We start from the raw sequence: 21,953 nt of genomic DNA, 5'->3' as shown, positions 1-21,953 counted from the left end.
TTGAGTAACTAAAATATGTGCTTAACGCGAATTCGGGATAAGAATTAACTAATTCTTATCCCGAATTGGGGTATATGCTAAAATTTTTTTGGGTTAGCTATAGCTTCAAACCATATTTGGCTAGTAAAGATGAAAGCTCTAATTTTATACTATTTAGTTCTTCCAAACTATCTGATTCATATCTAGCAATAATTTTAGCTTCAGTATTCGAAGCTCTTAGTAACCACCATGCATACCCTTGAAATTTATTGGGCATATTATGTGAGTCAACCCTTATACCATCAATATCGTTGAAACTAATATTTCTGCTGTTTAAATCCTCTTTTATTTGCTGAATAATATCAAATTTAAGGTTATCTGGTACAGAAATCTTAATTTCAGGGGTACTATAACATTTAGGTAACTCATCTATCATATCGTCCAAAGTTTTTTTTGACCTTGATAATAAATCAACAAACCGTAGGGCGGCATAAATTGCATCATCATATCCGTAATATTTATCAGCAAAAAATATATGACCACTAGTTTCACCGCCAAGTAACGCCTTAGTTGTTTGCATCTTATCTTTGATAAATGAATGGCCTGTTTTCCACATTATCACGTTTCCGCCATATGACTTAATCTGATTAAATATGCTACTGCTTGATTTGATATCCATTATAATAGTTGCATTTGGATTTTGATCAATTACATCCTTTGCTAATATACCAAGGATTTGGTCGCCTAAAATTATTCGTCCTTTCTTACTTACAATGCCTATACGATCTCCATCCCCATCGAATGCAATACCAATATCGCAATCCTGAATCTTAACTATCTCTATTAGTTGTTCTAGATTCTTGGGAATAGTTGGATCTGGGTGGTGACTAGGAAAATTACCATCAATTTGCGAGTTTATAACGATATTTTTGTTAGGTAATCTTAATGCTAATAAGTCAATAATATTGCCAGCCGCGCCATTGGCAGGATCCCATGCGACTTTTATTTGAGGATCTATAGTTATTTCTTGCAAAATCCTATCTAGATATTTATCGGTAACATTTAAATTGCGTATATTACTTAGTGCTAGAAATTTTTTTGGTATAATAAGATTGGTGGACCAATCTTGGCTTAGAATATTATTCAGTAAATCTTGTATTTGTTGGTCGAAAAAAGGCTTGCCTTGTGATAACAACTTAAAGCCATTATCATCTTTGTGGTTATGGGATCCTGTTATCATTATGCTAGCTTGTGGCTTAAATATTTTATCAGCAAAATATAAAACAGGGGAGGGGACAATACCTATTGAGCTAACCTTCCCCTTAGCTGAAATAATGCCATTAACCAAAGCATGGTAAAGGGCAGGGGAGCTTAATCTACCATCACGTCCTATAAATATTTCGTTCCCTTGCTTGGATATATGCATTTTGGTAAAACAAAAGCCAATTTTATAAGCAATAGTTGGATTAATATCTATTAGACTGCTGCCACGAATGTCGTACAGTCTAAAAATTGTTCTATTTATTTCCATTGTTATTATAATTGAGTATACTTACAAAACTTGAAATATTGATTATATTATAAATGAAAATTTTAGCATTTGATACGGCAAATAATAGTGCATCTGTTGCAATCTCTGAAGATCAGGTTATTCTAGCCTATATTGAGGAATTAAGGTCTTCTATGCAAGCTGAAACTATAGTGCCAATGATTGAAGAAGCATTGAAAATAGCAAAGCTTTCTTATCATGACTTAAATTATTTGACCGTTACAAACGGTCCTGGCAGTTTTACAGGCATTAGAATAGGGCTATCAGTGGCAAAAGGCTTGTTGCTAAGTACAGATATAATAGGCAGTACTATATCTAATTTTGAGTTTTCTTGGTGGATGGCTAGCAGGCAAGTAAAAAATTATAATAAAATTTTTATTTTTCTCAATGCATATAGAGGGCAATTATATAGCCAAGTTTTTGACCAAAATGAACAAGCTTCTATTCCTTCACTGATAAATTATGACCAAGCTGTGGAGTTATTAAATACAGAAGATGCTACTATTAATGTCTGTGCAGGTAGCGGGGTAGAGATGATATACGACAAGATTAGGGATATAAAAAATTTAACAATTTTACCTCGTTTTACTAGAGTTAAGGCACTGCATATATGTAAATATATAGCCGATAAAATAAGGAAGCACAATTTCTCTAACTCCATAGAGCCGTTATATATTAGACCAGCTGATGCAAAGATTAGAGTTCTTACATAATTCTACTACTATATACTCGATGAAAATCAAGAATTGCGTTGTCGTCTTCAGGGATCGTAGGTAGCCACGTACTAAATGTACGCCTAGCACCTCGACCCTTTGACTCCTGCTACTATCATGATTTTGATCTTCGTCTATCAACTCTTCGTTTACGAGCAGTATACTCGGTGAACTTCAAGAATTGGTGTTCCCGCGACTAAATATCTGTGCTGCTCCGTTACTCATATACGCTACGCCGCTCGACTTTGCTACTGCCTAGCTCTTCTTGAAGTTATACTATCGTCTACTCAACTCTTGAAATCATAGCAGTATACAAGAAGTCTATTAAAAATTTCTTAACCTCTTCCTTTAGCTTTCGTCTTTTCATTATGTGGAGGTGGTGACGTTGGTGCTTTAGATGACATATGTGATTTTGCTTTTTGCCCGACAAATTTTGCTTCATTCTTCAATTGTTCAGCCAATGGTAGTTTGCTCTTGTCATCAGAATATCCATGCCATTTGTCTTTTAAATATTCACAAATTCTTTTAATAAAATTTTTCCTTGGTATTATCGTATTCGATGATTCAGCTCGATCGTTTACTAATTGCTTAGTAAATTTCTTTACTGTATATTTATTTGGATTATCGATAAACTTATTTAACTGTTCCGCAGCTTTTTTAGCAATGTCATTAATGGACTGTGAACTTAATTTCCCTGTCTTTGTATCTTTTTGAGTTTTGATTGCTTGATCAATTCGCTCTATCAATATGTCAGATAAAGCCTCTGTAGCACCATTTGCTTTTTTAAATGTGCTTATTGTTTGCGGCTTTACTTCTTCATCTGATATGATTTTTGCAACTCTTTCTTTCATATCTGTTTTATATTGTTGCTCATTAAGAGGAACAGTTAATAACTCTGTCGATAAAGCCTTATTACTATCAATAATTGCTTGAGGGTCTTTTTTCTTACAATTTGTTTGGATTGCTTGTATATCACTAATAAATCGATCAGCAATCTTACCAGTGCCAGCTACATCAATTACTACTTGCGGTGTTAATTCAGAATCTCCTGCTTTTCCTAACGTAGCGGTAATATTTACAGCCATATAATCTTGGCTATTAAATTCTGTACCCATCATCTTCCTAAGGTCACTATCTGACAAGAAAGCATCCATACTACAATCAAACATGATATTTTGTCCACCGATATATGATACGTTATGATCTTTATCTATAGTGATCTTGGACATACTACCATTTCTTAGCCATTCACTCCCAGGATCATATCCATAGTTATCAAATGCTTTTAGTTGCAACTTAGAGAATCCAACTATAGCACCAGCTATACTACCTTGGTGATTTGCAGCTAAAATATATTCTGTTTGTGTTTTTGATAAATGATAATCCTTTGTTAATATATCATGCATATCTTGATAAGTTACCTTATGGTCCTGACCTTTGGATGACTTACACTTAGCTAGTAAGTCTACTAGCTGTCCATCTTGGGTTTCAAGATAAAAGACACCACGTTCTATATCCTTGTTAACCTGTTTTTCACTAGACCTAGGATTTTTTTGATAATCTTTGTCATGTTTAGGATCAAAGGACTCTGCTATATATTGTAAGTCTTTATCTATATTTTGTGCAGCATCATCAGATGTAAAACTATGTGATTTCATAATATAATATCTCCTTAGTTAACTTGCATTCAATAAACTAGATTAATAAACTAGTTTTCAATAAGCTTTTTCCACATTGACTATGATAATGGGTGATTTACTTATCTCATGTTTCAATGTTTTACGAATAGCTGACCTTACAGCATTCTCAATCTGTTCATTGAGAATGCTACCTTTTGATTTTTTCTGAATTTCTATCGTTTCAGTAATATCATCTTTAATCATATTAATTAGCTGTGCATCATCGTCAGAGTCAAGAAGCCCCGGCATAGATAAAATAGGGCTGCAACTAAGGCTACCATTTTTATTTATTACCAAACTTGCCACTACTATACCAGCATCACGCATACGCCTACGAGTTCTAAAAATTGATGATTCTGCTGGTAAAAGATAATTGCCGTCAACAGCCAAATAACCTGTTGTTACCTTGGATAAAATACGAGGATTATGAGGATCAAGTAATAATAAGCTACCATTTTCTACCTCAATAGCGTGTTTTATACCATTTTTACGAGCTAATTTTGCTTGCTCATGTATATGTACCGGCTCACCATGCACTGGTACACAAATCTGAGGTCTAATTAGAGAGTACATGTGTTTGAGTTCGTCAATTGCTGGATGCCCAGAAACATGTACAAAGTGATCTCGTTCAGTTATCACTTCAACTCCTGACCTTACAAAAATATTAAACATACGGAAAATTTTCTTTTCATTGCCGGGAATAATTTTTGAAGAAAATATAATTGTATCTTTAGGAGCTAACTTTATACTATGGTGACTATTATTTGCCATTTTTGCAGTAGCTGCTAGAGGCTCACCTTGGCAACCAGTAGCAATAACTAAAAGTTCTTGCCTTTTAAATCTTGCTATATCTCGTTCATCGATCAAAGGGGCAATATCTTTCATATAACCACTTTCCTGTGCTGCAAGCAAAATTCTATGCAAACTTCTTCCCGATAGGACAACTTTTCTTTTTGCCATCTGACCTGCGTGAATTAGGGTCTCAAGACGAGCCAAATTTGAGGCAAAAGTTGTTACCACAACCATCTGAGGACAACCTGCGATAATATCTACTAAACTTTTACGTACGTCTCCTTCCGAGCCAGAAGTTCCTTCATTAAATACATTAGTTGAGTCACAGACTAAAGCTAGAACCCCTTCATCACCATAAGATTTTAGTAGAGCTTCATCAGCTTTCTTACCAAGTACCGGATCATTATCAAATTTCCAGTCTCCTGTATGGAGAATATTGCCAGCTTGTGTACGTATCATAATCGCCTTCATTTCTGGAGCTGAGTGGGTTAGCGGTATCATCTCTAGTTGGAATGGATCAAGATTTATTTTTGCCGAAGGCTTTACTTCATGAATTTTTATAGTTTTAGCAAAATCATATTCTGCTAATCTAAGTTTTAGAAAATTTGCTGTAAAGGTAGTGGCATATATTGGACATTCTAGGCTACTCCACAAATATTGGATTGCTCCCAAATGGTCTTCATGTGCGTGAGTTAGAACTAAACCTACTAGATCTTTTTTATAGCGTTCAATAAAGCTAATATCAGCAATTATCATGTCAACACCTGGTAAATAATCATCGGCAAAACCGCTACCGCAGTCAACCATCAACCATTTTCCTTGATAATGATATAGATTGACATTTATGCCTATTTCATTTGCACCACCAAGTGGTAAAAATAGTAAATCATTTTTATGGTTTTTAATGTTGAATGACATATTAACTTCTATATTATGTAGGGTTTGAGTATACTTTTATAACTTATTTTTGGCTTGTAGTCTATGATTAATACTAATTTAGTTTATACTAGTATATTCACCTTTGGTATAGTTTTATTATTAACTATACTATTTCCTAATTTGGATATAGATTTCTCAAAATTATTCTACGACAGCAATAATGGATTTATCTATCGTAACAATAATATTGTACTATTATTATTTGAAGTTATTCCCATATTAACTAAACTACTGACTATAGTAATATTATTATACCTACTTTACTTAATTGTTAAGTACAAAACTTTTAATAGGCTTATTATTTCAGGAAGCATTTATATAATTTTATCTACAGCAATAGGTTCTGGGCTACTAGTAAATTATATATTTAAAGAAAATTTTGGTAGGGCCCGTCCGCTGCAGATTAAAGAGTTTAATGGTACAAAAAATTTTACTAGAGCCTTCTCAATCTCTAATGAATGTTTACATAATTGCTCATTTTCATCAGGCCATGCAGCTATGGGGTATAGCTTAACTAATCTTGCTTATGTTGCTCCTTTGATATTTTTCTCAAGAATTTACAGTATTACATTGATTTTTAGTACATTAGTTGGACTAAGTCGTATATTAATGGGAGGGCATTTTTTAAGTGATGTACTGGCTTCTTGTGTTGTTATATTAACAATTAATCATTTATTGTATTTATGTTGGCAAAAACTAAAATTAATTTAAATAAAATTGCGATTGTTTATAATAGTTCTACAAAATCATTAGGACTAGTTAGACAGCTTGAACTAGTTTATAAGTTTTGTAAGGTAGAAGAAGCAGAAATAATTGTTGTAGTTGGAGGGGACGGGGAATTACTACATGCGATACATCGTTATATGCATCTTGATGTTTCTTTTTATGGAATTAATTCTGGTAACATTGGGTTTTTAATGAATCCAGTTATTGTTGAAAAGTTAATGGATAATTTACAAGAATCTATAATTTCTCATTTATACCCTTTAAAAATGCAAGCAGAAAGCATAGACAATAAAACCTATACTGCCCTAGCTATTAATGAAGTATCAATATTTCGTAAAACCAACCAAGCTGCTAAATTCAAGATCGAAATTGATCAAGTTGAGCGTATGAGTGAATTAGTAGCCGATGGGGCAATGGTTGCAACCCCAGCTGGCAGTAGTGCGTACAACTTATCTGCTGGAGGTCCTATTTTGCCACTTGAGTCAAACGTATTATGCCTCACACCAATTTGTCCTTTCCGTCCAAGACGCTGGCATGGTGCGTTACTACCATTTTCTACTACTATAAAGTTTGAAATCTTAGAAAGTAATAAAAGACCAGTAAATGCAGCTGCAGATTTTCAAGAGTTTGATAATATTAAGTCAGTATTAATTAAATCTGTAAAAAACAAGAAGATAAAGTTATTATTTGATAAAAAAAATAGCCTTGAAAATCGAATTATTAAAGAGCAATTTAATGAGTAATTCACCTTACGTATAACATTTAAAAGTTATAGGGAGAATAGCCTAGAGCTATTAGCGAGGAGTCACTTTGGTCATAACTGTCAAAAGTTAGTAAATACAGTTTCCCTATACGTCTATTAGCGAGCGAACGTGCGTGAGCGTGGCAACCCATGAAGCTTGTCATATAGATTACTTCGTCAACCTACGGTCTCCTAGCTAATAGACGATTTTTTAACTTTCAAGCAGTTGTGGGTTGATGTCATCCCAGCGAAAGCTGGGATGACATAATGGCGGTGACATCTCCCCTAATGGCGATGATTAATTGAGCCTACTATATAATTTATTACATCGATACTTGGGGTTAAAAAATAATTTTTATCAAAACTAAAGATTATTTCTCCCTTTTTTCTTAAAGCTTTGTTATAATTACTCTAGTTAACCTGAATTTGATAGTAATAAGTTAATAAATTTAATATGAGAATAAATGAATAAAGAATTTGTAAGACATTTCCTAATAGGCTTTTTTAGTATATTTAAAATATCTCAAACGACAGTAAGAAAAAAGCCAGAGATAGATTTACTTGAATACTTTATTAGGGTAGAAAAAGATATTAATTCAACATTTCAAGAAATAAGAAAATAATATGAAAGATAGTAAAAGTTTTTTTGCTAATAACAATAGGTTGAACAAAGGATATTTAAAAGTTAGTAATCCTAAGGAGTCTGATAATAGCTTCTATAGTAAGAAGTTTGCACATGTTTTGCCACCTGTAGATTTAATGGCAGAATATGAAAATATTTATCCAGGAACATTGACAAAGCTAATTGCCATGGCAGAAAAAGAGCAAGTACATAGACATCAGATGGATATTAAAAGTATTGAGGTTTATGAAAGCGTAACAAAAAAAGGTAGAATAAGTAGTATTATATTCATGATAATGGTCTGTATTACTACTGTAGTTTTGGCTGTGTTGGGGCATTTTATGATTGCCAGTATTTTCACTGTTTCAGTATTGTTAGGCATAGGAACTGGAGTATTCTTGTCTTCTGCTAAATTTACTAAGCGGAAAGACTATACTAGAAGGTGAAATTATATAAGAATTTTATAATAATTGAGTAAAGATTATGAGTAAGTTACAAAAAGAAATGCAAGAAAGGCAGCAAAGTCCTTTTAAATATGTAGTTTTTAGTGGTGGTGGAGCTAAGGGGGCTGGATATTCTGGTGTTTATGAGGGCTTGAATGAATCTAAAGTAATTGAAGGGGTAGAAGCAGTTGCAGGATCATCGGCAGGGGCAATAGCTGCTGCAGTGACTGCATTTGGTATACCACCTAAAGAATATGAAGCTATTTCAAAAAATACAAACTTCAAAGATTTACTTGGGACTCAAGGATTTTCAATTGGTCCGGTGCCGCTTAGCAAAGATGGTACTCCATTATACGAACTTGTAGATAAGACTATAAGAAAAGGTGCTTATAACTTTTTAAAGGGCAAGAATTTTGTGGAACTTGCTACAGTGAGACATGAAAGGATTTCAGAAGAACTGAGAGAGTTAGACAAAAAAAGGCAAGATCTTTTAAATAAGATTGAAACATTAAAACAACAAGATGATAATAATAGTCAGCAGATTGCTGATATAAATGAAAATATTCGAGGTTTAGATTTTCAGGAACAAGATTTTAAAAAACAATCCAAGAAAATTCAAGCTATAATAGAATCTAATGGTAAAGAATTCATTGAATTAACAAACAAATGTCAAAAGGGTGGTGAACTCCTTTTTAAGGATTTAGCTCTTTTAAGACTTCTTGATCCAGTGCAATTTAAAGACTTATTAATTACTGCAGTAAGGCGAGATGATAGTACTTTACAAATTTTTAGTGCTGAAAATACTCCTGATGTTCCAATTGCTAGAGCTTGCCATGCTTCCGCTTCTCTTCCTTTAGTTTTTCAACCTGTAAAAATTGATGGTGTCGAGTATGTCGATGGGGGGTATAGAGACAATACTCCTATAGGCTATTTCCCCGAAAATGACAGTAAAGTCGATGTTGCGGAAGAGTTGGATGGTTTTGAGAATGTTACCCTAGCAAAAAAGCAAGGTAGGGTTTTAGCTCTTGCCTTCGGCAGTGGTATGGATGATTCAGCAAATATTGCTATATATAGTGCTAAGAATTTTGAAGGTCCAAATGTCCTAGTGAAATTTTTACTTGATGTAGTATATAAAATGCTAGCTAAAGTTGGGGGAAATTTTATATACACAAAAACTAATGAAAAGACTTTTGATGATTTACGTGAGAATGCATTAAATACGGTTACATTAGATACTCAAGGTATATCTACTCTCAGCTTTGATCATGCTGAAAAATATGCAGGTTATTTACATATTAAAGGTCGTTTTCAGACTTTGGAGTATTTAGATAATTTTGAACTTGGTAAAGGGGTAGATAAAGCATTTGAACAACAAAAATTTTTCCTAAATGTTTATGAAGTTTATGATAATGAAAATTTGAATAAAACTTTTTTTAATAAGCTATTAGATCATATAGCTCCAGCGGAAGAAACTAAAAAAAAGAACTCTTGGCAAGATCGTGATGTTATGCGAAATCATCAAGACAAAGCTGACACATTGTTATCTTTTTGTACGGAAGAATGCTGGAAGGGAAAAGATAACAAGGCTGTATTAAAAGAGTATGTAATAGTTGCAGCAACTGCACGCAATAATGAACTTAGAAATGATACCAAGTCTATAGAATCACTGATTAAGACCTTAAATAATCCAACAACACCGAGTAAAATTAAAAATGATTTTGTAGAATTATTAGCTATTGATAAAAAACAAGATCAGAGATTTGATACAAGTAAAAGTCCAGCAAAGAATATTACTGAATTTAAGTTTACAAAAGAAGATTTTAAAGATTTTCTAGGTAAAAATAAAAGTGAGGCATTTCGAATTAGTAGTGGAGGAAAGGGAGTAGGGCAGACTAAGGGGGGATGATATACTCAAATGATCCTACGAATTGGACTTGAAAATGAATGGTGAGCATGCTAGGTGTACATATAGTCATATCTTTACCCATAAGTTGTAAGTAGTAGAAGAATAGTGTATAAATATCAACCAAGTAAACAAATAATAGGTTGATAAAAGAAGATGCTAAAGTGGATAGAGAAAGAACTAGAATATGTAGATTTGGGAGATGAACATTTAAATGAAATTAATAAAGGTATATTATGTTGGAAGTAGTAAATATAAACGAGTTTAAAGCGGACTTAGAAAATTTTAGAATTGAAGAACCCACTGATACAAGTAATTTATTTTCAAGTTTTAGCTCTAAGAAAGATTTGTTAGATACAATAAAGACAGGTAATGTTGAGAAGTGTGAAACGCTTTTTAAGAGTCATTATGATATTAGTTCTCTTTATGTTCTTAGCACTCATCATGTTAGAGATTGTGACGTATATGTGTTTAGCTATATTCTCAGTGAGTTAATTAAAACTGCGGGATTCAATAGTGTAGGATTTCTTCAAACTTTAGGGAAAGCTATAGATGATCCAAATATTAATACTGGAGCATGGTTGTATCTCTCTGTAAGCAGCTATGATAGCCTGCCTGAGTGTAACCCTTTATTAAATGTCCTAGAAGTCCTAGAAAAAAAATTTAAGAATATTCGCAGTGAGACCAAGTATCTTGTTGAGCGTAATAGTGTAGCAGGATATTCAATTTTTTCAAAAAATGCAACAAAGGACACTGAATCAAAATCCATTACTTCAGATGAAAATTCAGATATTGCTGCTAATACAATGTTAAAAATAGCGGACTTAGAAAATTTTAGAATTGAAGAACCCACTGATACAAGTAATTTATTTTCAAGTTTTAGCTCTAAGAAAGATTTGTTAGATGCAATAAAGACAGGTAATGTTGAGAAGTGTGAAACGCTTTTTAAGAGTCATTATGATATTAGTTCTCTTTATGTTCTTAGCACTCATCATGTTAGAGATTGTGACGTATATGTGTTTAGCTATATTCTCAGTGAGTTAATTAAAACTGCGGGATTCAATAGTGTAGGATTTCTTCAAACTTTAGGGAAAGCTATAGATGATCCAAATATTAATACTGGAGTATGGTTGTATCTCTCTGCAAGCAGCTATGATAGCCTGCCTGAGTGTAACCCTTTATTAGAAGTCCTAGAAAAAAAATTTAAGAATATTCGCAGTGAGACCAAGTATCTTGTTGAGCGTAATAGTGTAGCAGGATATTCAATTTTTTCAAAAAATGTAACAAATGACACTGAATCAAAATCCATTACTTCAGATGAAAATTCAGATACAGTTTATAACAATTGTGACCCACAGCAAGCTGAATCGCTTCCTATTGCAGGTGAAATTGATACAGTGTCTGAAGATTTTTTATAATATAGTCATCATTGTACACATCATATCTTTACACGCGAATTCGGGATAAGAATTTGTCAATTCTTATCCCAAATTCGGTAAAATTATTGAAACAATCAGATTTGAGACGGCTCTGCATCTGATTGTTAAATTAATATTTTGCTAAAAACATGATTTTAAAAGATTAAAATCATGTTTTTAGCTTTAGAAAGGTTTAAAATGCATTCGCAAAACCGCTTTAAGAATGCATTTTTCCTTGTATTAAAGCCAATTCGGGATAAGAATTAACTAATTCTTATCCCGAATTGGGGTTTTACCCATAAGTTTTTAAAAACCTGCCTTAGTTTCTTGCCATCCATTAAAACTGCCATTTATGCTACTACTTGGTTTATTGTTAAATTGTGATATACTGCTCGTAAATGAAGAGTTGGTAGACGATAGTATAACTTCAAGAAGAGCTAGGCAGTAGCAAAGTCGAGCGGCGTAGCGTACATGAGTAACGGAGCAGCGCATATCTTTGGTCGCGGGAACGCTAATTCTTGGAGTTCACCGAGTATACCAAATCTAAAAATTAGTTTATATAAAAATTAGTCATCTTCTCGGAGATTAATTTAGAGTCATATTTTTCTAAAATATCTTGTCGAATTTTTTTACCTAGGTGTTTTCTAAGTAGAGGCATAGTGATTAATAGCTCCATAGCTCTTGCTAAATCTTCTGTATTTTGCGGTTTAACTAATAATCCGTTTATTTGGTCTTGTATTAATTCTCTACCACCTGGGACATCAGTAGTAATAATGGCTCTACCATATGCCCCAGCCTCTAAAAGACTACGGCTTAGCCCTTCACGGTAGGAAGGTAATGCTGCAATATGTGCTTTTTTCCATATTTTTTCTATATTTTTCTGATAACCAAGATATTTGATATATCCTAGATTTTGATAGTCTTCTAATATTGATTGTGCTATTGATTGCTTATTATCTTTGTCAGGTTCGCCAACTAACCAAAACTCAGCATCTATACCTTTTTGTTTTAATATTTTTGCAGCATATATAAATTCATATATACCTTTATCAACAATCATTCTAGCTACCAATGCCACCACTATTTTACTACCTAGTGGTTCTAGAAGAGAAGGAAACTTTTCAGTTTCTATACCAACGCTGCATTGTTTAACAATTAAATTTTTGGGTGCTATAGCTAATTTTACCAGTAAGGCTAAATCATCATCGTTTTGTACGACAAATAGCATGCTTCTATAATATCCTATTATGGATATTATTCTAACTATAATGCTTCTAACTAATCTTAGCAAAAAATTACTACTTATAAAAATTAAACCCATACCAACAAAAGTGTTAATAACTTGCGGTAAACTCTTCTGTTTTGAGCATATGCTACACAAGAAGGCAGTTATACTCCCATAAAAAATTGGTTTTATAGTAAAATTATGCAATATATCCGGTTTCTCTTTATTTAATATGCTAATTAACTTGCTTAATAATACTAAATCAGTAAAAGGGTTGATACTTCCACGCTTTATTGAAATTGGAATTACTCGTAAACCATGCTGTTCTATCTTATCTTTAAATTCACTAATATTTGTTAATACTTTAACTTCATAGCCTTGCATTTTAGCGGTTAAAGCAATTGGTAGAAGATGGGCATAAAAGTGCCAATCTGTATTTGTGAAAATGATAATTTTTTTCATTTGCTTTTCTTAATAATAATTCTATAAATAATACCATAGAGCAAATACCCACTTAATTATATCATAAAAATTAACTGCACTAATACCATATGTCAAATTATTTAGTCACTGGAGGTGCTGGTTTTATCGGTTCACATCTTGTTAACTTACTAGTAAAAGAAGGCAATCAGGTTGTAATATTAGATGATCTTTCAATAGGTAATTTCAATTATTCGTTTAATAAAAATGTTGAATTTGTTCAAGGGAATATCTTAGATCAAGATATTTTAGAAAAATTATTTAGAAATATTGATGGTTGCTTCCATCTTGCAGCGATAGCAAATGTACAGGAATCAATTGATAATTGGTATCACAATCATCAAGTGAATTTAACGGGAACTATTAATATATTTCTTCAGGCAAGTAAACAGAATATACCAGTTATATATGCATCATCTGCTGCTGTTTATGGTACAGTAAGTGACTTTCCTTTACAAGAGAATGGTAAGGTAAACCCGCTTTCTCCTTATGCAGTGGATAAATTAGCCTGTGAGCTGCAAGCTAAGGTTTTTGGTGAGCTTAAATCTCTTAAAACCTGTGGCTTACGCCTTTTTAATGTTTATGGTAAAGGGCAACTTAGAGGTTCTGATTACTCTGGTGTAATATCAATATTTAAACAGAAAGTAGAAGAGGGTAAGGAGCTGGTTGTTTTTGGTGATGGTAATCAAAGTCGTGATTTTATACATGTTTCAGATGTTACCAATATGTGTGTTAGAGCCTTGTCTATTGCGAGTACCTCAGCCCCTGTACTAAATGTTTGCACGGGACGTACCTACTCTATAAACGAACTTATTCAACTAATTAATAAGATTGCTATTGTCAAAGGGATAAAATATCTACCAAGTCAGGCTGGGAATATAAATATTTCTGTTGGCAGCACAGAATTGGCTCAGCAACTTTTAAATTATATGCCAGTATATGGGTTAGAAGCTGGATTATTAGAGTTATTTAGTGTAAATTTATGAATTCAAAAGAAACCCTGATTTTAGTATCTGATGTTAGGGGATGGGCTTTTGATAACGTCTCTCAATATGTTCAATCTTTACTAAGTGACCAATATGATTGTCATATTATTTACAGCTGTGATTACAAAATATATAAGGATTTTTTAATCAAATTAAACCAATATACTTCTATTAAATTAATACATTTTTTCTATCGTGGCTATCTGACAGAATTACTAACAAGTATAGCAGATAATTCTAGTAATAGTAAGGCTACAGGAGAAATATTATTAAATACTACCATTACCACTAGCATACCTGATCATCTATTTATTGAAAGTGAAAGTGAAATATTAAAAAATTTACCAACTTTCCAATTTATTGATAACTACTACACTACTTCTAAAAGATTATATGATATTTATGCAAATATCATAGATTATCCAAAGCCTTGGCAAGTAATTTATGATAATGTACTAATTCATAATGCGGAATCAAGTCATGATGAAGATCATGCAAGTTTAGTTGTAACATGGATTGGTAATAGTTCTTGGGGAAGTTGGCATAGTAGTACTCCTGATTATAAAGGTCTAAAAACAGTAATTATACCGGCACTAGAACAGCTTGATAAAGATGGAATTCATATCAAAAGATGTATAGTGGATAAAAATGAGCGAATACGTTCTAAACAAGAAATTTGGGAGATTTTAAAAAAAACAGACATTTTGCTAATAGCATCTGTGCAAGAAGGAACGCCGCTAACCATCATTGAAGCTATGGCATTTGGTTGTGCAATTATCACTACGGATGTAGGTATTGCTAGGGAGGTGTTACCTGAGGTGCAGCATGAATTTATAATTAACAGGAATCATACAGGATTTATAAATGCAATAAAAAAATTAAATGTTGAAAGGGAACTATTAGCAAAGATTAAACAACAAAACTGTTTATCTTATCAGGAAATCTTTGCAAATAAAACTCAAATGCAAAACTTATGGTATTCATTTATAGAAGACTCAGTAAACAATCATACCAAAAAACAGATATTACAAACAAAACAACAAATTTTAAGAAATATAGAGCTTGTTAATAATAAAGATTCTTCCTTTGTAACGTATAGACTGCTCTCAAAAATCCTTTTTCCCCCCTTTCTTAAAGAAATAGCACGATTTCTTCTAAAATATTCTTGGGTTAAGTTGTCTGTTAGACGAATAATTACTATGTTCTATTCTTTTTTTTCAAAAAATGACTATGATAATTTTAAAAATTTTATAATCAAATATCAAGGACAAAATCAAGATCGATGTCATTCCAGCAACGGTGGAAATCTAGATCCGCTGCCTCTAGGACAAAAAGATATTGATGATATTTATGTAATTTATCCTAGCATTTTTCTTGGAGTTGCTAATTCCACTAAAGGATTATTTGATAAAACAATTCCTTTTCCTATGGGGAAACTCAACGTTTTGATAAGTTATATTAACTCATATTTACCTGACAAAGTTATTACTCAAATAGCAAAATTACTTATAAAGACAGGTATTAAAAACTTAATTATATCTGGAGGGCTTGATGTTCATATTCAATTAGTAGAGAAGCTACATGAAATGAAAGGGGATAATTGTTTAAATATCTACTATTTATGGCATGGTTCTCCTGCCCAATGGGTAAATATTGGTCATTGCCAAATTTTTTATAGATGGTTGAATTTATATAAGCAGCATAAAATTAAAGCCATTATCACTCTGAAAAGTGGTCTAGAACAATTTCTTATAGCCAATGGTGTACAATCTTATCTATTACAAAACTTCATACCATTGCTGCTAGACAAAAAGATAATTTCCCGAGAAACTTTAAATTTACCTGGTAAATTTAAAATTGGTATATGGAGTACATCAAACATATGGATCAAGAATCTCTACCCTCAATTTGCGGCGATAAGTATGTTTAAAGATCGAGTTTGTAGTTATACTAATTTCTCTTTTGATAACAATAAATATGCTTCTTGGATGATGGAAGATGTAGAACTTAAAGTTTTTCCTGAGAATTTAACACATAAAGAATTAATAAAATTGATAGCAAATACTAATTTAACTTTATACATTACTAATTCGGAATGTTCCCCTATGATAGTTTTAGAAAGCCTAGGTTTAGGAGTGCCTTGCTTAGTTGGTCCTACAGCGGATGTTTATGATGATGAATTTTTACGTGATATGTTAACGGTTAACCGTGTTGACTGTCCGTTAACTATATTTAATGCCGTAGAAAAGGTTCAACAAAATATTGATATAATTTGTTCTAAGCTACCTGACTTCATTAAAAAATATAATGAAAAAGCTCTTGTTTTAAAAAACTCTTTGCTGACAGTTATAAAAGATAATCACAATACTACAGTGTAGATTTATAGATCTTACTATAGTCAATTGATGAGAATTTGGTGATGTCGTCTTCGATCGCTCGCCTATTATCTATAGGCTTCGCTCCATCGTTCCTAGCATCAAATTTTCCTGAATTTACTATACTTAACTTCAATCACACTGGTTAATTTAATAATGAAGCTAGTAGTACTATTGATTTTATGCTATATTATCTTTAATATTAATATACTCTTCTGCTCCTACGAAGTTTTTTGAAAATATCATGGATTCGCAACTATACTATATGTACGCTACGCCTTTTCACTATTCATTTTCAAATCCAATTCGTAGGATCATTTTAGTATAACTGAGTACTACTAATAACATAAATAATTATTATGAGTAACGATAAACCGTTAATTTCCTTTGACTATGCTATTAAGTACCTTCTGAAAGATAAAGGCGATTATGCTATAGTAGAAGGTTTTATCTCAGCTCTTCTTAAGACCAAGGGTTATAAGGACGTTAAAATAGTAGCCTTACTTGAGGCCGAGAGTAACAAAGAAGATAGTAAAAGCAAAAGAAGTCTAGCTGATGTAATTGTAGAAGACGAAGATCATCATAAATACATTATTGAAATCGAGCGTAATGTTAAAGATTCTTTTATTCATAAGGCCTGCTTTAACACCTCAAGACTCATCGTTGATAACCTTGCTCAAAGAGAAGATTATACCCAAATAATAAAGATATTTCATATATCCCTACTCTATTTTCCTATAGGAAATGGTAATGGAGTTATTTACCATGGTAAAACTATTATTCATGAGATAGAAACTAATGAAAGATTAAATGTGCATATTAAGAATATGGAGACTTTTGAGGTTTTTGATGCTACTGACATCCTACCAGAGTATTTTTATATATCAGTGCCTTTGTTTAATGATCGTTTAGAGAAAGAGATTGATGACTGGCTACATGTCATGAAATATGATAAAGTACCACCAAACTATCATTCGCCTTATATGAGCCAAGTAGCGGATAAGCTTAACATTCTCAAAATGACCAAAGAAGAGAGGGCAAACTACTCCTATTACCAAAAAAAACTTTATAACGATAGAGATGAATTGCAAGCTGCTGAAGCTAGAGGTGCAGCTAGAGGAGAAGCTAGAGGTGCAGCTAGAGAAAAAATTGTTATAGCTAAAAACTTACTTCAAGCTGGATTATCAATTGACGTCATTGCTGAGTCTACTGGTTTGAGTATAGAGGAAATCCAAAAATTAACTCTTGTAGCTAATGAACCTCAAGTTTAGCTTATGGAAATTTTAAAAAATTGAGAATTGGCATGATAAGTTTTTGATGTTTCCGGCATCATTATAAATAAAATATCAAACTATCTGACTATAACTCCACTAATCTACAATTGTAGTACTAGATCATGACCCAACAAAGTTTCCTAAACTCATTAAATCCTCAACAACTGCTAGCAGTGTCCCATGTACATGGTCCTATTCTTGTGCTTGCTGGAGCAGGGACTGGTAAAACTAAAGTGTTAACGACTAGAATAGCCAACATAATCCAGCAAGGGTTAACTCTACCTCAAAATATTCTAGCAGTTACTTTTACTAATAAAGCTGCTAGAGAAATGCAAGATCGAATCAACAAAATGATTGATTGTTATGGGCTAAATATAGGTACATTTCATTCTATAGCAGCAAGAATTTTGCGTCAGCAAGCAGAACATTTGAATTTTAGCTTGAATAGTAGGTTTACTATTATTAGCCCTGATGATCAGCTTAAATTGGTTAAAGATATAGTTAAGCAGAAAAATATAGATACCAAAAAATATGTTCCCAAACTTTTACATATTATTATTTCGTGTTGGAAAGATCAGGGGTTATTGCCGTATAAACTTTCTGAATCTGATATTAAGCTACCAATTCATAAAGTGGCTCAATTTGTCTATGACGAATATCAGCAAAATTTACTAGCATCTAATGTAGTAGATTTTGGGGATTTACTACTTTACAATAATGAATTGTTTATAAAAAACCCTATAATATTAAAGTATTATCAGGAACAATATAAATATATTCTGATTGATGAGTATCAAGATACTAACGCTGTGCAGTATCTTTGGGCGAGGATGTTGGCAAGTAGCTCAAAAAATATCTGCTGTGTTGGTGATGATGATCAATCTATATATAGTTGGCGGGGTGCAGAAGTTGGTAATATATTACGTTTTGAAAAGGATTTTCCAAATGCTACAATAATAAAATTAGAACAAAATTATAGATCTAGCTCAAAAATCTTATTAGCTGCATCAAGTGTAATTGACCATAATAAGAATCGTCACGGTAAAACATTATGGACTGATAAAAATGATGGAGAAAAAATTAAAATTATATCTTGTTGGAATGATAAAGAAGAAGCAAGATTCGTTGTATCTGAAATTAGCAAGTTAGTTACAGAGGGAAAGTATAATGCAGGATTAGTTGCGATATTAGTTAGAGCAGGTTTCCAAACTAGAGCATTTGAAGAAGTGTTTATTAGTAATGCATTACCATACAAAATTATTGGTGGTCTTAAGTTTTATGAACGAATGGAGATACGTGACTTACTTGCCTATATACGTATCACTTTAAATCATAGTGACAATCTTGCTCTTGAACGCATAATAAATGTTCCAAGGAGAGCTATTGGTAATACCACATTAAAACAAATAAAAGATTATGCGGTTGAACATAATATACCTATTATTGCTGCCATTCGTCAGATGTTACAAGCAGAAACTTTTAAAAATAAAGTCAAAGATAGTCTAAACAAATTTATTAGTAATATCGATAATTGGAGTTTTCGATATAAAAATGACCCGGCTGTTAATGTCACTAAATCTTTACTAGAAGAATCAGGTTATCTTGAGATGCTACAAGAAGAAAAAACAGATGAAGCAACTGGCAGAATTGAAAATATTAACGAAATGCTTAGAGCAATCGCAGAATTTGATAATATTCAAGATTTTATAGAACATTCTAGTTTGGTAATGGAAAATGAGGAATTAGAATCAAATTTTGGTGGTTCTGTTAGCATTATGACGCTCCATGCTGCTAAAGGTCTTGAATTTGATCTAGTTTTTCTACCAGGTTGGGAAGAGGGGGTGTTTCCACATCAGCGATCACTAAAAGAGGGTGAGAAAGGTCTAGAAGAAGAGAGGAGAATCGCCTATGTGGGTATTACTAGAGCTAAGAAAGACCTATATATTACTTATGCAGAAAGTCGTTTTATGTTTTATGAAATAATAAGATCCTCTCCTTCTAGGTTTCTTGGAGAAATACCAGATAATGTTTGTGTTAGAACTTCTTCAACTAAACAACTTAATTATTTAGGTACAAAACACAAAGTTTCTTTTTAATCTTTATAAAATTATTTCATAAATGGTATTAGTGTAGTTAATTTTTATGATATGCTGTCCTTTAGGTAAAAGATAATTGCTTGCTTAATAGAGATATTTTTATATAATCTTTTCATTTTAAGAGATATAGAATGCATAAATATAGGACGCATAATTGTAATGAATTGCGATTAAAGGATGCTGGACAAAGGGTAAAATTATCGGGCTGGGTACATAGAAGAAGGGATCACGGTAATTTAGTCTTTATTGATCTTAGGGATCATTTTGGTATAAGCCAGTTGGTGTTTACTGATCAAAATCCAAGTTTAATGGATGATGCTAGTCGGTTAAGGTATGAATCAGTTATAACTGTTGTAGGTAGAGTGGTAGCAAGGAGTGATGAAACAATAAACGACTCGTTAATGACTGGTAAAATTGAAATATTGGTAAGTGAGTTTATAGTTGAGTCTAATGCTGAAAGTTTACCATTGTTAGTCAATTCTGAGCAACTCGCTCCCGAAGAGACTAGACTAAAATATCGCTTCTTAGATCTTAGACGCGAGAAATTACATAATAACATTATGTTAAGATCGCAAGTTATTGCTCACGTGCGCCATCTGATGATGCAAAAAGGGTTTACGGAGTTTCAAACACCGATTCTAACGGCTAGTTCACCAGAAGGAGCTAGGGACTTTTTGGTGCCAAGTAGATTGCATCTTGGTAAATTTTATGCACTACCACAAGCCCCGCAGCAATTTAAACAATTGCTTATGGTGTCAGGATTTGATCGTTATTTTCAAATAGCCCCTTGTTTTAGAGATGAAGATGCTAGGGCTGATAGGTCACCAGGTGAGTTTTATCAGTTGGATGTGGAGATGTCTTTTGTTACGCAGGAAGAGGTATTTAATACCATTGAGCCGGTAATGTATGAGATATTCAGCAAATTTTCTGATAAAGAAGTATCAAATACACCTTTTATACAAATTCCATATGAACAAGCAATGTTAAAATATGGTTCTGATAAGCCGGATCTTAGGAATCCACTGATCATTGCAGATGTTACAGAATTATTTAGAGATTCTAACTTTGCTATTTTTAAAGAAAATATAAAAAATGGCTCTGTTGTTAGAGCCGTGCCAGCTCCTAAAGCTTCTGCTTTACCTAGAAGCTTCTTTGACAAAATGGCAGAGTTTGCGACTTACGAGGGGGCAAGTGGGCTTGGTTACATCCAGTTCCTAGAAGATGGGCAAGCTAAAGGACCTATTGTTAAATTTCTAACAGATGAGCAATTATTGAATTTAAAGTCTTTAGCGAATCTACAAAATGGTGATGCTGTCTTCTTCTCTAGTGATAAAGTTGATAAAGCATCTAAACTTGCCGGCAAGCTACGAACTAAATTAGGGGAAGAATTAGATATACTTAAAAAAGATTGTTTTGAGTTTTGTTGGATAACAGATTTCCCATTTTATGAATTAAATGAGCAAACCAAAAAAATAGATTTTAGCCATAACCCATTTTCTATGCCACAAGGTGGTATGGCAAGCTTAGAATCAGCCAAAACAGTAGATGATCTACTAGCCATTAAAGCTTATCAATATGATATTGTTTGTAATGGTATCGAGTTATCTAGTGGTGCAATTAGAAATCATAAACCGGAAATAATGTATAAAGCTTTTGAGATTGCTGGATACTCCCCGGAAGTTGTTGATAAAAAATTTGGTGGTATGATCAGGGCTTTTAAATTTGGAGCCCCTCCACATGGCGGGATAGCCCCTGGAATAGATAGGATGGTTATGTTATTAACTGATTCAACTAATGTTAGAGAGGTAATAGCTTTCCCACTAAATCAGCAAGCGGAAGATTTATTGATGAATGCTCCTGATTATATTGATGAAAAAGCTTTAAAAGAGCTTAATATTAACTTAGCACCTTCAGTCAGAAATAAATTGTTAACTGAAGGTTCTTAAACAGAGTACCCTAGATTTTTATGTCACTACTGTTAGGAGTCCTTCCGAGCGTCATTGCGAGGAGTC

The 21,953-nt window shown here is 32.8% G+C and carries 15 protein-coding genes; 11 read left to right on the top strand and 4 right to left on the bottom strand.

Translation table 11 applies throughout. From position 1 onward, the window contains the following. Positions 1-97: 97 nt before the first annotated feature. On the bottom strand, positions 98-1,510 hold the full coding sequence (locus ACQH1W_RS03505) for a phosphomannomutase/phosphoglucomutase (protein ID WP_375333009.1): 1,413 nt from the start codon (positions 1,508-1,510) through the stop codon (positions 98-100). A 53-nt stretch (positions 1,511-1,563) separates the two neighbouring features. Here ACQH1W_RS03505 and tsaB point away from each other — a divergent pair, with 53 nt between their 5' ends. After that, positions 1,564-2,241 (top strand): tRNA (adenosine(37)-N6)-threonylcarbamoyltransferase complex dimerization subunit type 1 TsaB, encoded by a 678-nt coding sequence (tsaB, locus tag ACQH1W_RS03500; protein ID WP_375333010.1) that lies wholly within the window; start codon positions 1,564-1,566, stop codon positions 2,239-2,241. A 335-nt stretch (positions 2,242-2,576) separates the two neighbouring features. Here tsaB and ACQH1W_RS03495 read toward each other — a convergent pair whose 3' ends face one another. Together ACQH1W_RS03495 and ACQH1W_RS03490 are read right to left on the bottom strand one after the other, a co-directional pair. Beyond that, positions 2,577-3,899, bottom strand: a complete 1,323-nt coding sequence (locus ACQH1W_RS03495) for a hypothetical protein (protein WP_425361192.1) — start codon at positions 3,897-3,899, stop codon at positions 2,577-2,579. A 57-nt stretch (positions 3,900-3,956) separates the two neighbouring features. Next, on the bottom strand, positions 3,957-5,630 hold the full coding sequence (locus tag ACQH1W_RS03490; protein ID WP_425361191.1) for a ribonuclease J: 1,674 nt from the start codon (positions 5,628-5,630) through the stop codon (positions 3,957-3,959). Between the two features lie 63 nt (positions 5,631-5,693). Between ACQH1W_RS03490 and ACQH1W_RS03485 the strand changes: the two genes are divergently transcribed. The 5 genes from ACQH1W_RS03485 (at position 5,694) to ACQH1W_RS03465 (ending at position 11,505) form a co-directional block, all read left to right on the top strand. Then, positions 5,694-6,362, top strand: coding sequence for a phosphatase PAP2 family protein (locus tag ACQH1W_RS03485; protein ID WP_425361190.1), 669 nt, complete (start codon positions 5,694-5,696; stop codon positions 6,360-6,362). Beyond that, positions 6,353-7,120 carry an NAD kinase gene (locus ACQH1W_RS03480; RefSeq protein WP_341748486.1) on the top strand — a complete coding sequence of 256 codons (768 nt, stop codon included), beginning with the start codon at positions 6,353-6,355 and terminating at the stop codon, positions 7,118-7,120. The genes ACQH1W_RS03485 and ACQH1W_RS03480 overlap by 10 nt, the downstream gene beginning before the upstream one ends. Positions 7,121-7,743: 623 nt before the next feature. Further along, the gene (locus ACQH1W_RS03475) at positions 7,744-8,187 is read left to right on the top strand and encodes a DUF2335 domain-containing protein (protein ID WP_375331075.1); all 444 of its coding nucleotides are present in this window, start codon (positions 7,744-7,746) and stop codon (positions 8,185-8,187) included. A 37-nt stretch (positions 8,188-8,224) separates the two neighbouring features. Beyond that, a complete protein-coding gene (locus ACQH1W_RS03470) occupies positions 8,225-10,090 on the top strand; it encodes a patatin-like phospholipase family protein (protein ID WP_425361189.1) in 1,866 nt (621 codons plus the stop codon). Positions 10,091-10,323: 233 nt separating this feature from the next. Next, complete coding sequence (locus ACQH1W_RS03465) at positions 10,324-11,505, top strand: hypothetical protein (RefSeq protein WP_425361188.1); 1,182 nt, start codon at positions 10,324-10,326, stop codon at positions 11,503-11,505. Between the two features lie 550 nt (positions 11,506-12,055). On the opposite strand, the gene ACQH1W_RS03460 is transcribed toward ACQH1W_RS03465, so the two are convergent. Beyond that, positions 12,056-13,192, bottom strand: a complete 1,137-nt coding sequence (locus tag ACQH1W_RS03460) for a glycosyltransferase family 4 protein (RefSeq protein ID WP_375333016.1) — start codon at positions 13,190-13,192, stop codon at positions 12,056-12,058. 89 nt (positions 13,193-13,281) lie between these two features. Here ACQH1W_RS03460 and ACQH1W_RS03455 point away from each other — a divergent pair, with 89 nt between their 5' ends. The 5 genes from ACQH1W_RS03455 to aspS all read left to right on the top strand — a co-directional run bounded on the left by ACQH1W_RS03455 (position 13,282) and on the right by aspS (position 21,887). Then, entirely contained in the window at positions 13,282-14,196 is a 915-nt protein-coding gene (locus ACQH1W_RS03455) for an NAD-dependent epimerase/dehydratase family protein (RefSeq protein ID WP_375333017.1), read from the top strand. Further along, positions 14,193-16,574, top strand: coding sequence for a glycosyltransferase (locus ACQH1W_RS03450; protein ID WP_425361187.1), 2,382 nt, complete (start codon positions 14,193-14,195; stop codon positions 16,572-16,574). Before ACQH1W_RS03455 ends, ACQH1W_RS03450 begins: the two co-directional genes overlap by 4 nt. A gap of 356 nt (positions 16,575-16,930) precedes the next feature. Continuing rightward, on the top strand, positions 16,931-17,842 hold the full coding sequence (locus tag ACQH1W_RS03445; RefSeq protein WP_375333020.1) for an Rpn family recombination-promoting nuclease/putative transposase: 912 nt from the start codon (positions 16,931-16,933) through the stop codon (positions 17,840-17,842). Between the two features lie 125 nt (positions 17,843-17,967). Next, entirely contained in the window at positions 17,968-19,941 is a 1,974-nt protein-coding gene (locus ACQH1W_RS03440) for a UvrD-helicase domain-containing protein (protein WP_342278449.1), read from the top strand. 131 nt (positions 19,942-20,072) lie between these two features. Next, entirely contained in the window at positions 20,073-21,887 is a 1,815-nt protein-coding gene (gene aspS / locus ACQH1W_RS03435) for an aspartate--tRNA ligase (RefSeq protein WP_375333021.1), read from the top strand. Positions 21,888-21,953 lie beyond the last annotated feature (66 nt).

Source organism: Candidatus Tisiphia endosymbiont of Stenodema calcarata, assembly GCF_964030695.1.
Classification (GTDB): Bacteria; Pseudomonadota; Alphaproteobacteria; order Rickettsiales; family Rickettsiaceae; genus Tisiphia.
Note: the sequence above shows the minus strand (reverse complement) of the source record. Positions and strands in the feature narration are given on the sequence as shown.